A 16,828-nucleotide genomic window follows, 5' to 3' on the forward strand; every position below is an offset into this window, starting at 1 on the left:
GGAAGCCGGTTTTTTAGTGTCTATATTTCAGCACCCTAGAAAAGCTTGTATTTCAGACCGACGCGGAACGTGTGATCGGAGGGATTGACCTCAACCAGTCCGCCGCTTCCAAAATCTTCGGATTCGTACCAGGTGTAACGGTATTCGAGAAACCCGGTCAGGCGATCATTGAATGCAGCTTCCAGACCGGTTCCGAGCGTTGCGCCGCTTGCGCCCCAGTCATAGGACAGCACGTTCGGCGTGCTGCTGAGATCGAAGTGCTGGTAGCTGTATCCGCCAATCACATAGGCGAGGGTCGAAGGCGAGCCAAACGTGTAGCCGAGGCGCAGCATTGCGTCGAAGCCGTAGTCGGCGTCCACCGAGCCGCTGAAGCCCGCGACGCCGGCGTCAGAGGAAATGCTTGTATAGCGCGCGCCGAGAACCACACCGGCGACGACATTGTTTGCAAACTGGTAGTCATATCCGAGCGTCACATCGCCCAGCACGCCCTGGCCGGCAAGACTGTCAAGCGAAGCGGCTCCACCCAGAACCGACGTGTCGTGATTGAGAACGCCGCCGCCGAAGGCCGCGCCGATCTTCACGCCGCTCCAGTCGAATTCGACCGGCGTCATTGCGGGGCCTGTATAGCCTCCGTTGAAGCGGTAGACGAGGGAGGTATGGAACGAGTGCATGGACGTATCGACGTTGAGCAACGGCCCCATGGGGCTGTACGTGCCATACTGGTTGTAGCGGTACTCCGACTTGATCGTGAACTTGTTGTTCAGGACGGTTTCGACACCGACGCCGACGACCCAGCCGTTGCTGTCCCAATCGGATGACAGGACGTTGGGGCTGGTAGACAGGTCGAAATGCTGCCAGCTGTATCCGCCGAGGACATAGGCGAGCGTGCCCGGCGTGACCGCGTATCCGAGACGCGCCAGCGCATCAAAACCGTAATCGGCGGTTGCCTCGGCGCTAAAGCCGAGAGCGGGAACGTCGAGCTTGGGACCGGAGTAGCCGTAGCGAGCCGTGCCGTAAACGCCGAGAACCATTCGGTTCTGGAACATGTAGTCGTAACCGACGGTCGCTTCACCGAAAACGCCCCAGCCGCCGATGCCGTTCAGGCTGGCGTTGCCGAGCACCGGGCTGCCGAGTTCCGCAACGCTGTTGGAGGTGCCGCCGCCGAGACCGACGTAGAACCCTGTCCAATTGTACATGTTGACGCCGACAGGCGCCGGCTCGACAACCGGAACGACGAGGTCTGCTGCATAGGCCGAACTTGTTAGTGCGAGCGCTGCGGCGAAACCTGCCAGAGTTCTTTTCATCTATCCCACTCCTTCAAAGGAATAAAAACCTGTCTCCCTCATTACTCCCAAACGATTAACGTTGGAACAACCATTTGTTGCTGCTTTGCAACAGAGTCGAGCAAAGCTGCATCAATCTCGAATCTGTCTGCAATTACTCGTGGTTAACAAATTATCAAATGCGATTTCCCGACTGAAGCCACGCCGACGCCGCTTGCCGCGTTTCGGCTCTCCAAGACTTGATCCGGCGCTTGCCAGAGGCCTGGCCGCAAGATAGGTAGGCGCCAGGGACGGGAAACAAGCGGACACGATATGCGGCTCGATCGTTCATGGCCGATCATCATTATTGGCTATTTCGCAGTGCAAATTCTGCTGCGCACTCTGATAGGCGGCGCCCTGGGTCTGGACGAGGCGCAGGCTATCCTTGATTCACGGGAATACGCCTGGGGTTACGGGCCGCAGCCGCCTCTGTTCAATTGGCTGCAGCACACGGTCTTTCTTGTCATCGGGGAAAGCGTCTTTTCGCTGTCCCTTCTCAAGAACGCCCTTTTGTGCCTGACCTATCTCAGCCTCTATGCGCTGTTGCGCACGACCTTCGACCGGACCCAGGCGGGCCTTGCAACGATTTCGCTCATGCTACTGCCTCAAATCGCCTGGGAGAGCCAGCGCGCGCTGACCCATTCCGTCATGGCGACGACATCGGTGATGGTGACGGCGCTCATATTCTGGTTTCTCAATGAGCGGCGCAGTCTTCTTTGGTACGTTCTGTTCGGGCTTGCCGTTGGGCTGGGGTGCCTGTCGAAGTTCAACTATGCGATGATTCCGGTGGCGTTGCTGTTCGCCGGCCTCTCTTTGCCGGAAATTCGCGCGACCGTCGCCAACTGGCGTCTGGCCGTCAGCGGTCTCGTCGCCGCGCTTGTTCTATTCAAACCGGCTACATGGATGCTTGCGAACCGCGATCTGGCGCTGTCGTCCACCCGGAAATTCGAGCTTCAGCAGGATCACGGGGTGCTTTCGACCGCTCTTTCCGGAGTATCTGAATATTTTCTGGCGACGGCGCTGTTCCTGGTCCTGGCCTTGGTCATTCTTGGTTTGCTGCGTCTGCGATACGGGGTTCGGCCTGAAGGCGATTCGGCTGAGCCGACGCTTCTGTTGAAGCTTCTCGTCAGAACGGTCATCATTGCTGCGGCGCTGACGCTCGCCCTTGTGCTGTTTTCAGGTGTGACCAACGTGAAGGACCGCTGGCTCCAGCCGGTCCTTGTGCTTGCGGCGCCAGCCCTTGTGTTGTGGACGCTGCCCAGATTGAAAGCCGTTGGACACATCCGCCTGGCGCAGGTCGTCGCCGTGCTGGCTCTTGTGGTGCTGGCGGTGCTGCCGGTGAACATGCTTTACGGAACGCCGCGCAAGCCGTCCTACAGCGCCGCTCCGATCGCGGCTCTGACGGAGCGGATTGCAGGAGAATATCCGCAGGCCCGTTTCGTCTATTCCTACAATGGCTGGCTTGCCGGAAACATCGCCTATGCGCAGCCCGGTTGGACGGTTCTGACGCCCGGCCGCGTTCCACGCGATTTCAAACTGCCCGACGACTTCGTTCTGGTCTGGAGCCCGGAAAACAGTCCCTTTGCGAATGCGACTGCGAGGGCTTTCCAGGAACAGTTCGAAGAGGCATATGCGCTTGGCGACAAGACGTCCTTTGCGGCCGCTTACCGCTTTCGCGGCGACACGCGTCCGTTCACCGCGGCGTTTATCCCGGCTGAGCTATCAAAGCAGCAATAGCCTTCCCTAGGCTGCTGAACTTGCTGCCGGCCCATGTTCGACCTTCTCTCCGAAAACGGAATAAAGGTTGTGCCTGCCCATATTCTCAATGTCACGTTCGCCGCACAGGGCCATCGTGATATCCAGCTCCGTCTTGAGAATGTCGTACATCTTGTGGACGCCATCCTTTCCGAACGCGCCGAGACCGTAAAGATACGGGCGTCCGACATAGGCGCCTTTCGCGCCGAGACATTTCGCCTTCAATATGTCCTGGCCGGAACGTATTCCGCCATCGAAATGAATCTCGATCTTGTCGCCGACGGCCTCGACGATTTCCGGAAGGACCCGGATCGACGACGCGGCGCCATCGAGCTGGCGTCCGCCGTGATTGGAGACGATGATTGCGTCCGCGCCGGTGTTGATCGCCATCCTTGCGTCTTCCGGGTCGAGAATTCCCTTGAGGATAAGCGGTCCGCCCCAATAGTCCTTGATCCATTCGACATCGCTCCATGAGAGTTGCGGGTCGAACTGCTCGGCGGTCCAGCTGTGCAGGGCGGACATATCGGAGACGCCCTTTGCATGGCCGACAATATTGCGAAAAGTGCGTCTCTGCGTTTTCGCCATGGCCGCCACCCAGACAGGCGAGGTCGCCATTTGCCACAGGTGCTTGGGCGTCAGTCGCGGCGGAGCGGTCAATCCGTTGCGCAGGTCCTTGTGGCGCTGTCCCAGAATCTGCAGGTCGAGCGTCAGCACCAGGGCGGAACAGCCGGCGGTCCGCGCCCGGTCGATCAGACTGCGCACGAAGTCCTTGTCGCGCATGACATAGAGCTGGAACCAGAATGGTGCCTTGGTGTGTTCGGCGACATCCTCGATTGAACAGATGCTCATGGTGGACAGCGTGAAAGGAATAACCAATTCTTCCGCAGCCTGGGCCGCCAGGATTTCGCCATCGGCCCGCTGCATGCCGCACAGGCCCGTTGGCGCCAAGGCGATCGGGAGCGAAACGTCGCGGCCGATCATCTTCGTCGCTACCGAGCGGTTCGTCATGTCGACGGCGACGCGCTGCCGTAGCTTGATGTCACGGAAGTCGGCTTCATTCGCCGCGTAGGTGCTTTCTGTCCAGGATCCGGAATCCGCATAGTCGAAGAACAGCTTGGGCACGCGCCGCCGCGCGATTCGCTTGAGATCGGCGATTTCGAGGACAGGGCTCATTTCGGGTCTCCAGACAGGGTGGCGATGGCGTCGGCAGGTCGCGCCATCATAGTCACGCTGAGCGTTGTTACAAGCGGAAGCGGCCGCTGAATCAAATGCGCAACGAATGCTGCGAACGCAATGATTCGATTGCGCTTATTGTTAACGTATCACGACGCTTTCGGCACTGTCGTCGCCTGGAATTTTGACATGAGATAGGGGCCGGACAGCACCGGCGGGTATTTCGCTCCACCGTCCTCGGCGCGGCAGGATTCCAGGCACTCGATCGACGCCGACCAGTTTGGCTGGTGGAAGAACGCAAAGGATTGCCTGCGATCCATGCCGCCTTCGTCCGGCGGCGGATTGACGACGCGGTGCAGCGTCGAGACCCAGCGGTCGTTTGTCCACCGCGCCATGAGGTCGCCGATATTGATGACAAAGGCGCCCGGCACGGGCGGCACGGCGATCCAGTCGCCCTCCGGAGACAGAATCTCGAGACCCCGCGATCCTGCCTGTGGCAGCAATATTGTCAGACTGCCGTAGTCGGTATGGGCGCCGGCGCGAAGCTGGCCGGCTTTGGGAGCGAGGGTCTGTTCCGGGTAATTGAGCGCGCGCAGGGCGCTTATCGGTTCATCGATAAAGGATTCAAAGTAGTCGTCCGGCAAATTCAACGCTACGGCGAAAACCTTCATGATGCGAGAGGCCAAATCCTCCATCGACCGGTAATAGGTCTTCCAGGCGTCCACGAAGCCGTCAGGGTCGCCGGGCCAAATGGTGTCGGCGTAGCAGAAAGACAGGGCGTCGGGATCGGAAACATCAGCAGGCGTCGCAAGCGGTCCGCCATTGAAGCTTTCTTTCAGGTCCGGCGGCGTATCTTCTCCGCGCGATTTGGCGAGCGCCTCCTTTTCCGGTCCCAGATAGCCATAGGGGTAGCCGTCATACGGCGCGCGCGCCTGTTGCTTCACATCAGCGGGAAGGTCGAAGAATTCGTGGGCCTTGCCCCACGCCGCGTCGATGATTTCCTGCGGGACGCCATGATTGCCGATGGCCAGAAATCCTGTCTCGCGGCAAATCCGGTCCACATCCTCGCCAAGCGTCTTTATCGTCTGCGGATCCGCTGTCTCGAAGGCTGCAAGATCGAACACGGGAAAGGGTTTGGACATCGAGCGCTCCTGTCTGGAAAATTCGCTGAAAAGCGTGACCATACGGTCCAGTGCCTGTCAATAGACGGGCCGACCGTCGGACGGGTCGGGCAAGATTTACATAACCGGATTGTTACCATATAGAACAATTGGCAACGATGCGCGGGGGTAGTCGTGAAACAAACGGACGCAAAAGCGGGCGACGAAAAGTCCGATGGCGAAATCGGCCAGGCCGATCTCCTTGGTCTGATCGGTTACAACATGAAGCGCGCCTACATGTTGTTCTATCAGGATCTGAAGCAGAACCTCGCCGAATTCGATTTGCGCCAGCGGACATTTTCCGTTCTGTCTCTGGTCATCGAGAACCCGAATATCAGCCAGATCGAGGTGGCGCGCACGCTTGGCATCGAACGCTCGGGAACGGTCGTCATTGTGGATGAGCTGGAGGAGCGCGGTCTCGTGGTGCGGGAGAGGGCGCCTGGCGACCGCCGCGCCTATGCGTTGGCGGTGACGGATGCGGGAAAGGCGCTCTACCGGAAGGCCATCAAGAGGATCGCCGATCATGAAGACCGGATCCTGTCGGACCTGAGCCAGAGCGACAGGAAGGATTTGATGGCGCTGCTGCGCCGGATTCACATGGTGGATAAGGGAGGAAAACAGAGTGAAGATTGATTCAGGCACCACAGCGATCGTCTCGGGCGGTGCTTCGGGGCTGGGCGAGGCGGTTGCGCGCAATCTCGCAGGCAGCGGAGCCAAGGTCTGCCTTTTCGACCTCAACGAGGAGAAAGGGAAGGCGCTGAGCGCGGAAATTGACGGTCAATATATCAAGGTCGACGTCAGCGACGTTGAAAGCGTCGAAGACGGGTTCAAGGCGGCGCGGGCCGCCCAGGGACAGGAAAACATATTCGTCAATTGCGCCGGGATCGGCGGTGCTATGAAGACTGTCTCCAAGGGGCAACCCCATGATTTCTCGCTGTACGAGAAGGTCATACGCGTAAACCTGATGGGCACGTTTCTTTGCGCCTCGCGGGCGGCCGCCGGCATGGCCGAAGCCGAGCCGTTGAACGAGGATGGAGAACGTGGCGTCATCATCAACACTGCTTCCGTCGCCGCCTATGACGGACAGATTGGGCAGGTCGCCTATTCCTCGTCCAAGGGCGGCATTGTCGGCATGACGCTGCCGATGGCGCGCGATCTTGCGGCCTCTGGCGTCCGGGTAATGACCATTGCGCCCGGCATCTTCCTGACCCCGCTTCTGGCCGGCCTGTCGGACGAGGTTCAGGCGTCGCTCGGCGCGCAGGTTCCGTTTCCTTCGCGCCTGGGCTTGCCGGGAGAATATGCGATGCTTACGCGATCGATCATCGAGAATCCGATGCTGAACGGCGAGGTTATCCGGCTGGACGGCGCCATTCGCATGGCGCCGCGCTGAGACGGTCCGGGACAGCGTCTTTCGTGCGTTTTTCAGCACTCGTAAATGGCGCCAAAACTGAAGCTTTCAAGCTGTCGAGGTCGAACGCCCGGTTTCCGCCTGTGCCGGATTATTAGTTCTATCACCTAACTGTTTCATTGTAGACAATGCGGGACTTCCCGTGGCAATATCGGGGAGGAGTTGTGGTCACAGACCATTGTGGGAGGATAAAGTTGCAACCGGATACGCCGCGTCCGTCTTTCGCGCCGTGGAAGCCCGAATTCAGGATCGAGGAACGAAGCGACGGCTCCATACTGATGGAGCAGACGGAGCCGCTCGACGCATATCCCGAGAAGATGACGGATTGTCTGCTGCGATGGGCTGCAGAGCAACCGGAAAGGACATACCTTGCGCGGCGCGTGAAAGGCGGCGACTGGCGGGAAATCAATTACCGCGATGCGCTGGCAGCTGTCCGGTCGATCGGCAGCTATCTGCTGTCGATTGGCCTTGACCCATCACGGCCGGTTCTCATTCTTTCTGAAAACAGCATAGAACACGCGCTGATGGCGCTGGGCGCGCAATATGTCGGCATTCCCTCGGCGGCTGTATCGCCGGCCTATTCCCTGATCTCCAGTGACCACGGCAAGCTATCCGATCTTGTCGCCAATCTTCAGCCCGGGCTTGTGTTTGCCGACGACGGCGAGAAATTCGCAGCCGCCATCAAGGCGATCCTCAAACCCGGAATGCATCTTGTTGTCTGCGAAAAGGAACCGTCTGGCGGCGGTGGCGTGCATTTTGACGACGTTCTGGCGACGGAGGCGACGCAGGAGGCGGAAGACGCCTGTCGCGCCGTAAATGCGGACACCGTCGCCAAATATCTTTTCACCTCCGGCTCCACCGGCAGCCCCAAGGGCGTCATCAACACGCAACGGATGATGACCTCGAACCAGGCAATGGTCGCCGATTGCTATACGTTTCTGCGGGAAGGGCCGCCGGTTGTCGTCGACTGGGCGCCTTGGAACCATACCGCCAGCGGCAACAAGGTTTTCAACATGATCCTGTATCATGGCGGCACCTTCTACATCGACGACGGCAAGCCCACGCCGGTCGGCATTCAGGAGACGATCCGGAACCTGAAAGAGATCTCGCCGTCATGGTACTTCAATGTTCCGGTCGGCTACGACATGCTCGCCAAGGCTTTCGAAGCGGACGCCGAGCTTTGCGCCAGTTTCTTTCGCAATCTGAGCATGATGATGTATGCAGGCGCCGGCATGGCCCAGCACACCTGGGACAAGCTGAAGCAACTTGCGAGAAAGACCACCGGCCACGACGTGTTGCTGGCCGCCGGACTGGGCGCAACCGAGACCGCGCCTTTCGCGCTCATGTGCATGGAGCCACAGGAATCCGCCGGCAATATTGGCGTTCCTTCCCGCGGACTTGTGCTGAAGCTCGTGCCCAACGAAGACAAGCTGGAAGCGCGCCTCAAAGGGCCGTCCATCACGCCGGGTTATCTCAATGACGCGGAACAGACGAAGAAGGCCTTCGACGAGGAAGGCTTCTATCGTCTTGGCGACGCGTTGCGTCCAGCCGACCCCGAAGATTTCACCAAGGGCTTCTTCTTCGACGGACGGATTGCGGAAAACTTCAAGCTGTCGACCGGAACCTGGGTGGCTGTCGGCGCGCTCCGGGCGGGTTTTATCGATCACTTCTCCGGTCTGGTGAAGGACGTGGTCATCGTCGGCGAAAACCGCCATTACCTTGCGGCTCTCGCAATTCCTCATGAGCAACATGTGCGGGAACTGGCCTCAGACCACTTCGAGGGCAAAAGCCTTGCGGAAGTTCTCGACAGCGACATTGCGCGCGCAGCGTTTCAGGAGAAGCTGACCGACTTTGCGAAATCCGCGACAGGCTCCTCAACGCGTATCATGAGCATGATCGCGATGGCCGAGCCGCCTGATCTCGACAAGGGCGAAGTGACGGACAAGGGATCGATCAACCAGCGCGCGGTTCTCCGCAACCGCCCGGAGCTTGTCGACGCGCTTTATAATGGACGGCCGGACGTGATCGAAGCCTGAGCGTGCTCGCCGGCTGTCAATACATGAGCCAGACGAGACCCAGTGTGATAGCCGGAAAGGCCGCGAGGATGGCCACCCGAACGATATCGGTAATGACGAAGGGAAGAACGCCCCGGAAGGTCTGACCGATCGGGATCTCCGGCGCCATGCCGTTGATGACGAACAGGTTCATGCCCACCGGGGGCGTGATCAGCCCGACCTCGACGACGATCAGCACAAGAATGCCGAACCAGAGGCCGAAATCGTCCGGCGAAAGGCCGAAATCGAGCGCGACCATGATCGGGAAGAAGATCGGCACGGTCAGCAGAACCATGGACAGGCTGTCCATGACGCAGCCGAAGACGAGATAGAGCACAAGCACAAGAAACAGCACCAGCCAGGGGCTTAAGCTCTGCTCGGCGACGAAGGCGGCCATCTCCTGAGGCAGTTGCGTGAGCGCCAGGAAACTGTTGAAGAAGCCCGCGCCCAATATGATCAGGAAGATCATGGCCGTTGTGTTGGCCGTCGACAGAATTGCTTCCTTGAGCTTGCCGAAGGTCATGCCTCCGGACAAGACGGCGACGACGCCGGTGCCTGCGGCGCCAACCGCGGCGGCTTCGGTAGGGGTGAATATGCCGGCGTAGATGCCGCCGACCACCAGAACGAAGATCAGCATGACCGGCCAGACCGGGAGCAGCGACTTCAAACGGTCGCCGTAGGACAGTCTTTCCCGGAGCTGTCCGGAATCCTTGCTTAAATGCGCGTAGATCGAAATCGCGATCATGTAGCTGATCGCCGCCAGAATGCCCGGTATGAAGGCAGCGGCGAATAGTTTCGCGATATTCTGTTCCGTCAGAATGGCGTAGATGACCAGAATGACAGAGGGCGGGATGAGGATGCCAAGCGTGCCGCCTGCCGCCAGCGCTCCGGTCGCCAGAGGTCCGGAATAGCCATATTTGCGCAGTTCCGGCAAGGCGACCTGTCCCATGGTGGCGGCTGTTGCAAGCGATGACCCGCAGATAGCGCCAAAACCGGCGCAGGCTCCGACAGCGGCCATGGCGACGCCGCCCCGTTTGTGGCCCAGCCAGTTTTCAGCGGCCTTGAAGAGCGCAGCCGACATCCCGCCGAGGGTCGCGAACTGCCCCATAAGCAAAAACAGCGGAATGATGGAAAACGAATAGCTGGAGAATGTGCCGTAGGTGGTGTGCTTGAGCTGCGAAAACACCATGCCTGTGGAGCCTGTCACCAGATAGTTGCCCCCGAAACCGACGACGAGCATCGCGATGGCGATCGGGATACGCAAAAATATCAGTGCTAGCAGTACGGGGAACGACCAGAGCCCGATTTCGAAATTCGTCATGGCAGGCGCTCCGCGGGGTCGTACAGCGTTCTGAGCAGGCAATAGGCGGAGACGATAACGAAGACCACGGCCCCCAAAAGTCCGGCGGCGTAGGCGATCCATACCGGAAACTGCAGGATGAAAGTGGTTTCAAGATAGCTCTTCTTGTCGAGCATCCCGAGCCAAAGTCGCCAGGCGATCAGGAACGCGACGATCAGCATCAGCAGATTGGCGACGAAGTCGATGAACCGGTTGAATGCATCGCCGAAGACCGGCTTGAACAGATCGACGCGGGCGTGGCCGCTCTTGAACTGACACCAGGGCAGGAAACAGAACACCGCAAAGCCGACGCCGATCTCAACCAGTTCGAAATCACCGGGAACCGGTCCGAGGCCAAGGCCGATCATGGCGCGACCGGCGATGCTGACACACGCCATCAAGACGACGGCGATCAGCACCAGACCGCCCGCGAGCGCCGTGTATCTGGCGAGAAAGTCGACGACAGTGTTCAAGGTGCGGTGCATGCTTTCGTCGTGATCCTGTTCATCAACTTCAGGGAAGAGGATTGTGGCGGACTATGACCAGAGGTTAAGGACCGTAGCAAGCGCTGATTGCGGCGAATCCGGGGAAACACGCAACTGACGCCGTCGGCTACCGGAATACCGGCGCGCGTTTTTCCAGAAACGCTTTCAGACCTTCCTCCGCGTCCGATCCTGTCTGGGACAGCGCGGCGCTCAAACTTTCAACGAACAGGCCGTCAGTCCTGCTCATGTCGCTAATGCGGCTGATGGCGTTGATCATGAAATAGTTGGACAGCGATGCGTTTTTCGCGATCTTGCCGGCGAGTTTCACGGCTTTTTCCAGCGCCTTGCCTTCTTCGGCGAGGTAGTGGCTGAGGCCGAGCGAGAGCCCTTCTTCTGCATTATACTTGCGGCCGGTGAGCATCATTTCGGTCATCCGGTCGGCGCCAAGTATCCGGCCGACGCGCACGGTTGCGCCGCCGCCCACAAAGATGCCGCGCCGACCTTCCGGCAACTGGTAGATCGTCGATGGTTCGGCGATGCGCACATGGGTGGACGTGGCGAGCTCCAGACCACCGCCAATTACGGCGCCGAACATGGCCGAAACGACCGGGAGACCTCCTGACTGGATGACATCCATGACCCGATGCCAGTTTCGCGAGTGGTGGAGCGTGTCTTCTGCATTGCGCTGCACGTGCTCCGAAAGATCGAGGCCCGAGCAGTAATGGCCATGGCTGCCGGTAAGAACGACGGCGCGCACGCCTTCGGGAGGGTTGGAGAAGAAATCGTCCAGCCTTTCAAGCAAACCGTCATTCATGGCGTTTCGCCGCTCCGGACGACACATTGTCAGTATGGCGATCGGGCCGTCCTGTTCTATGGACAGGATATTTTGAGCTTTGCTTGCTTTCTGCATTTTTCGGTATTCCATCCCACGCTGCTTTTCGGAGAAAAGCAATCAAGCCGCTGACTGTTTGGAAACGGCCAATTTGTTACTCCCAATAACAGTTCTCCCCTACAACAATATGGACGCCAAGGTCCAGCCCGCGCGCTTCGCTATTTTTCGGTGAAATCGAAGACGCCGTCCCAGCCTGGCGGTGGTGACGCCACAAAGCCGGAAAGACGGTTGGCGAATGTTTCATACATTGGTCTTATGCGATCCGGCGCCATCCCGGTCAGGCGGGAAATGATTTCCTGAGCTTCTTCGAAACGTCCCCCGCGGTAGGCTGCGAGGAAAGCATCATGCGTCTCGTAAAATGCGGCCTCGTTGTTCAGCGCGCTCTTTTCGATCAACGTATGGAGGACAAGCGGGCTGTCGCGACCGACCACGCGCACCCGATCAACCTCAAGCGCCCGATAGCCTTCCGGAATGGTCGTTCCTCCTTCGAGCAGCGATTGTTCGAACAGGAGCGTCAGGCCGTAATATTTGGTTATGCCTTCGATCCGCGACGCCACATTGGCGGCGTCACCAATGACCGAATAGCTGAAGCGCTGTGTCGAACCCAGATTGCCGACGAGACATTCGCCTGTGTGCAAGCCAACGCCCATCCGGATGCCGTAACCCTTTTCCGCATTGAGGGCGTCAAGGCGGTTCGCCATATGCACGGTTGCTCCCAGCGCCGCTGTGCGATGGTTTTCGACGGTCAACGGCGCGTTCCAGAAAGCCAGGATCGCATCGCCCATATATTTGTCGATCGTCGCTTGGGATTTCAGCAGTTCGTCGGTCATCGGCGTCAGGAAATTGTTCAGAAGCTGGGTCAGTTCCTGCGGGCTCAGCTCCTCGGAGATCGTCGTGAAGCCGCGGATATCACAGAACAGCAGAGTCAGTTCCCGGGTTTCTCCGCCAAGATTGAGCGCGCTCGGATTTTCCGTCAGCCGCTCGACAAGCGATGGCGCAAGATAGCGGCCAAAGGCGTTGCGGATAAACCGTTTTTCCTGCTCGCTGCCGAGATATTGCAGCAACGTGATCGAGAAATAGCTTACCAGGATCGCGAATAGCAGCGGAATAGGATCGAGAAGAAGGTGTCGCTCGGCGAACATGTACCAGGACAGGCCAATGGCGCCAGCGAGCATGAGCATCGCCAGAATGGCGCTGATGGTAAAACGCCCGGGCCTGACGGCGACGACCATAAAAATAATCGCTATCAGCGCCAGGGCATATTCCAAGCCGGCCATGTAATCCGGCCGGTGCAGGAATGTTCCGGACATGATTTGATCGATGATCTCGGCGTGTACGTTGACGCCGGGATAAACCTGGGACAGAGGTGTTACCACCAGATCCCGCAAGCTAATAGCGCTGGTGCCGATGAGTACGATATGACCGGCGATACGCTCTTGAAGTTGCTGCGAACCAAGGGACCCATCGAGAAGGCTTTTGACCGGCAGAGTGTTGTCGCCTGCGCGGCCGCTATAGTAGATCCAGAGACTGCCGTCTGCATTCGTTTCTGCAGTAAAACCGCCCACTCGCACGCTGACGACCGCAGGCAGCCCGGTATCGGCTTCGCCGCTGGCGCCGGTGCTCATGACAATAAAATTGGAAGCTTGTTGTGCGACCCGTAACGTTTCCAGTGCCAGACTAGGGTAAGTGTGCTCTTCCGACACAGCGATGATCGGCACCTTGCGAACCACTCCGTCGAATGCATGAATGAAGCTGAAGAAGCCCAGGCCCTGCGCCGCTTGTTCAATCAGTGGCAACACATCCATGCTGCCATAGTATTTTTGCAGTATAGCCTTGGGATCCGGGCCGCCATAGGCCCATCCGGCTTTCGGTTCCGGTAACTTTGATACGAACTGCCGGTCAAGGGCGAAGCCGATGACAGCTGGCGCCTGCTGCAGTGCTTCCGCAAAAAGCACGTCATTGTCGAGTTCGGGCGCGCCGTCCGGAAATGAGATTTCAGCTCCGAGCTCACGCAGGGTTTCCAGGGATCTCGACGGAGAGCTCCGATCGTCTTCGGGAAAGGCGACATCGAAACTGATGGCGGCTGCGCCGTTCGATGCGAGGACGTTGACGATTTCGGCGAGCTGCGACCGCGGCCAGGGCCACTGTCCCAACGCTTCCAGGGACGCTTCGTCAATGTCGACGACGAGGACCGGCGCCTGTGCATATTCACGCGGCTTCAGGCGTTGGTATTCGTCAAATACGAGAGATGACAGACGCTCTGTGCCAAACATGGCGAGCAGACCCAGCAGGACAACGGAAAACAAACCCGCATATACGGCGTTCAGCCGGGAAAATCGGAAGTTCGATAGGGTCAATGTCGATTCAGGGCCGTTTGAACTGAGGCAATTCCGTCACAGGTCATCTGAATCTGCATGAATAAGTCCAAGATTCAAGAAATTCCAAGTTTCTTATAATTGCAGAAACTTTACTTGCCTTACCCGCTTCAGTAACTTTCCCCGGACCTTAATTCTTCCTTGGCGAGTACGGATGAGTCTGGATTTTCCGAAATGCGTCCTGATTTGCGCGGCATTGTTGGCGGGAACCGTCAATGTGGCGCTCGCTGAAGATGTGACCTACGATCAGATATTGAACGATCCGGACAATATCGATCTTAACTATCAGTATGCGCAGCAGCAGGCTGTAAAGGGCGATCTCGAGCAGGCGTCCGCCGCGCTCGAGCGTATTCTGCTGTTGCAGCCGAACTACGATAACGCGAGGCTGTTTTACGCAATCGTGTTGTTCCGGCTGGACGACATGGAAGGATCGAAGCGCGAACTCGAACTGCTTCAGGATCGTCCGCTTAGTCCAAGTCAGCAGTCGGAAGTCAGGAAATATCTGGCGCAAGCCGTTTCCAGATCCAAGACAACCCGCGTCTTCGGCTATGTGACCACCGGTTTTCGCGTGGACAGCAATCCTGACCTGACGACGGAATCGGTCGTCGACCTGAACGGCAACCAGCTTGGAAACAATCCGCAGACCGACGTCGCCTTCGTCGCCAATGCGGGCGTTCGCATGGAGCACACCATCCCCGGCGGGGCCGGAAATTTCATATTCATTGAAGCAGCCGGCGATCTGAACGAGCAGTTTCAGGTCTCTGAAGCCGATTACGCCGATGGAGGGGCCAAGCTCGGCGCCACGCTGTTCTTCGGTGATCTTGAAGTGACCGCGAACGGCTTTGCCGACGTTCTTTCTCTGGAAGGGCAGCTTTATCGCGCGTCCTACGGCGGAAACTTGCAGTTCAGCTACGCAATCAATCCGCGGCTGGACGTGTTCGTAAGCGGCGGGCTGGGCTACGAAGATTATTACCGGGTTTCCGAGGATTCAGCCGGCAGCGCCCGCGACGGTTGGCTGACGCGCGCGTCGACTGGTTTCAGCTATTTGACAAGCGAAACCAACAAGGTCGTCGCAAGGGTGAATGGCTACTTCAAGGACGCCGCTTTCGAAAGCTATTCCTACGACGCCCTCGAACTCGTGCTGAGCGACACATGGCTTCTCGGACGCGGGCAGTATATCAAGGGAATCGTGTCCTATCGCTGGCTCGACTACCGGCAGGCGAACCCGATTTATTCGCCCTTCATGGCCCAGCAGGACGAACTGTTCAAAGCCCGTCTCGCCTATGGGGCGCCGGTAGGCACCCTGCTTGAATTTGTCAATTTGGAATCCCCGGAAGCGATCGCCGACATCAATTTCCAGATCGGCGTGAATTACCTGGACCAGGACTCCAATATTCCGAACTACATCGCAAACAGTCTCTCGGCTGATGTTCTGCTGACCAAACGGTTTGAATACTAGAGCGGCCCGGGGAGAAAGCGGAAAACGAATGCTTCGGATGTATAAAACGGCTTTGTTGGGTTTGCTGGCGGGCGCAGTATTGTGCCTCCCCGATCTCGCGACCAGCGCTTTCGCCGAAGCGAAGGTTGGCGTGAGCGCGGCCGTTACAGGCAGGGCATTTGTCCGCAGCGGCGGCGCCGAGCGCCGGGCGACGGTCGAGGAGAGCATATTTCTGCAGGACGAGGTGCTGACGAAACAGCAGAGCGCGCTGCAGATATTGCTGCTCGATCAGTCCGTTTTCACGGTGGGTGAAAACTGCGAAATGGTCATCGACCGATTTGTTTTCGATCCGGACACTGATGCGGGCGAAATGAGCGGTCGGGTTCTCAAGGGCGCGTTCCGCTTCATGAGCGGAAAGATCGGTAAGGCGAATCCAAGCAATGCGAACATAGCCACTCCGTCCGGCACGATCGGAATCCGCGGCACAATGATGGAAGGCATCGTGGGCAAGGATGCGATCAACCTTGCGCAGCTTTCCGGCCTTTCGGTTGGAAACGCCGATCCGGAGAAAGCTTTTCTGGCGGTTCTTCGCGGGCCCGGCCACGGAACCAACGTGCTGACCCGCACCGGCATCATCACAGTTGGCAACAGCGCGGGTCGAAAGACGATTTCAACGCCGAATTATGGCGTGTTCGTACCGGGCCCGGGCATGCGTCCGATCGGTCCCTTCAAGATCAATGGCGACATCCTGTCATATCTCAACCTGTATCTGCGCACGCGACCGGGCGACGGGCCGTCCTATGGCGGAAACGAGACATCCGGCGAAAGAGCCTCCGGCCAGGATTATTTTAATACGCCTGACGATATCGGATCTCCGTTGAACGATCAGTTTGCCGACGAGTTTTTCGATACCCAGGCCGTCAATGAAGACGATGGCGGCGGTAACGGAGGGAACTTCGGCAACGAGGGGAACTTCGGCAACGAGGGGAACTTCGGCAACGAAGGCAATTTCGGCAACGAAGGGAATTTCGGCAACGAGGGGAACTTCGGAAACGAGGGCAATTTCGGCAACGAGGGGAACTTCGGAAACGAAGGAAATTACGGGAATTACGGGAATTACGGTAACTATGGCAATGAGGGGAACGAGGGCAATGGCGGTGTGATCATCAGCAACGTGCCGAGTTTCTCCTCGAATGACGCTCCCAACACCTTCCAAAGCCAGGAAGGCGGTTTTGAAGCAACCGGTGAAGGTTTCGGTCGGAGAGGCGGCTTTAGACGTCGCGGCGCCTTCGGAGAAGGTTTCGGCGGCTTCGACGGGTTCAGCGGCGGCGGCGGCCGGTTTGAAGGCGGGTTCGGTCGCAATCGAAATCGTTCCTCCGACTGATTTCGACCGCGTTTTCGCGGTCCTGCCTGTACCAAGGTTCGCC

General features: G+C 58.5%; 13 protein-coding genes. 6 read left to right on the plus strand and 7 right to left on the minus strand.

What is annotated here, in order from left to right:
- Window positions 1-35: 35 nt before the first annotated feature.
- Complete coding sequence (locus K1W69_RS19085) at window positions 36-1,304, minus strand: outer membrane protein (protein WP_220230046.1); 1,269 nt, start codon at window positions 1,302-1,304, stop codon at window positions 36-38.
- A 291-nt stretch (window positions 1,305-1,595) separates the two neighbouring features.
- On the opposite strand from K1W69_RS19085, the gene K1W69_RS19090 reads away from it, so the two are divergent.
- A complete protein-coding gene (locus tag K1W69_RS19090; protein ID WP_220230047.1) occupies window positions 1,596-3,059 on the plus strand; it encodes an ArnT family glycosyltransferase in 1,464 nt (487 codons plus the stop codon).
- 6 nt (window positions 3,060-3,065) lie between these two features.
- Here K1W69_RS19090 and K1W69_RS19095 read toward each other — a convergent pair whose 3' ends face one another.
- Together K1W69_RS19095 and K1W69_RS19100 are read right to left on the minus strand one after the other, a co-directional pair.
- Window positions 3,066-4,250, minus strand: coding sequence for an alpha-hydroxy acid oxidase (locus K1W69_RS19095; protein ID WP_220230048.1), 1,185 nt, complete (start codon window positions 4,248-4,250; stop codon window positions 3,066-3,068).
- A gap of 149 nt (window positions 4,251-4,399) precedes the next feature.
- Window positions 4,400-5,392 (minus strand): isopenicillin N synthase family dioxygenase, encoded by a 993-nt coding sequence (locus K1W69_RS19100; protein WP_220230049.1) that lies wholly within the window; start codon window positions 5,390-5,392, stop codon window positions 4,400-4,402.
- A 153-nt stretch (window positions 5,393-5,545) separates the two neighbouring features.
- Here K1W69_RS19100 and K1W69_RS19105 point away from each other — a divergent pair, with 153 nt between their 5' ends.
- From K1W69_RS19105 to K1W69_RS19115, 3 genes are all read left to right on the plus strand, one after another.
- A complete protein-coding gene (locus tag K1W69_RS19105) occupies window positions 5,546-6,043 on the plus strand; it encodes a MarR family winged helix-turn-helix transcriptional regulator (protein ID WP_220230050.1) in 498 nt (165 codons plus the stop codon).
- Window positions 6,033-6,800, plus strand: coding sequence for an SDR family NAD(P)-dependent oxidoreductase (locus tag K1W69_RS19110; RefSeq protein WP_220230051.1), 768 nt, complete (start codon window positions 6,033-6,035; stop codon window positions 6,798-6,800). The genes K1W69_RS19105 and K1W69_RS19110 overlap by 11 nt, the downstream gene beginning before the upstream one ends.
- 212 nt (window positions 6,801-7,012) lie before the next feature.
- Window positions 7,013-8,854 (plus strand): feruloyl-CoA synthase, encoded by a 1,842-nt coding sequence (locus K1W69_RS19115; protein WP_258571214.1) that lies wholly within the window; start codon window positions 7,013-7,015, stop codon window positions 8,852-8,854.
- 16 nt (window positions 8,855-8,870) lie between these two features.
- On the opposite strand, the gene K1W69_RS19120 is transcribed toward K1W69_RS19115, so the two are convergent.
- The 4 genes from K1W69_RS19120 to K1W69_RS19135 form a co-directional block, all read right to left on the minus strand.
- The gene (locus tag K1W69_RS19120; protein WP_220230053.1) at window positions 8,871-10,193 is read right to left on the minus strand and encodes a TRAP transporter large permease; all 1,323 of its coding nucleotides are present in this window, start codon (window positions 10,191-10,193) and stop codon (window positions 8,871-8,873) included.
- Window positions 10,190-10,696, minus strand: coding sequence for a TRAP transporter small permease (locus K1W69_RS19125; RefSeq protein ID WP_220230054.1), 507 nt, complete (start codon window positions 10,694-10,696; stop codon window positions 10,190-10,192). The genes K1W69_RS19120 and K1W69_RS19125 overlap by 4 nt, the downstream gene beginning before the upstream one ends.
- Before the next feature lie 127 nt (window positions 10,697-10,823).
- Window positions 10,824-11,606 (minus strand): crotonase/enoyl-CoA hydratase family protein, encoded by a 783-nt coding sequence (locus tag K1W69_RS19130; RefSeq protein WP_220230055.1) that lies wholly within the window; start codon window positions 11,604-11,606, stop codon window positions 10,824-10,826.
- A 140-nt stretch (window positions 11,607-11,746) separates the two neighbouring features.
- Entirely contained in the window at window positions 11,747-13,945 is a 2,199-nt protein-coding gene (locus K1W69_RS19135; protein WP_220230056.1) for a CHASE2 domain-containing protein, read from the minus strand.
- A gap of 172 nt (window positions 13,946-14,117) precedes the next feature.
- Here K1W69_RS19135 and K1W69_RS19140 point away from each other — a divergent pair, with 172 nt between their 5' ends.
- Both K1W69_RS19140 and K1W69_RS19145 read left to right on the plus strand, forming a co-directional pair.
- Window positions 14,118-15,422: a hypothetical protein gene (locus tag K1W69_RS19140; RefSeq protein WP_220230057.1), complete on the plus strand. Its 1,305-nt coding sequence runs from the start codon at window positions 14,118-14,120 to the stop codon at window positions 15,420-15,422.
- Between the two features lie 28 nt (window positions 15,423-15,450).
- Window positions 15,451-16,785, plus strand: a complete 1,335-nt coding sequence (locus tag K1W69_RS19145) for a FecR family protein (protein ID WP_220230058.1) — start codon at window positions 15,451-15,453, stop codon at window positions 16,783-16,785.
- Window positions 16,786-16,828 lie beyond the last annotated feature (43 nt).

This window comes from Flavimaribacter sediminis (assembly GCF_019492055.1).
Lineage (GTDB): Bacteria > Pseudomonadota > Alphaproteobacteria > Rhizobiales > Rhizobiaceae > Flavimaribacter > Flavimaribacter sediminis.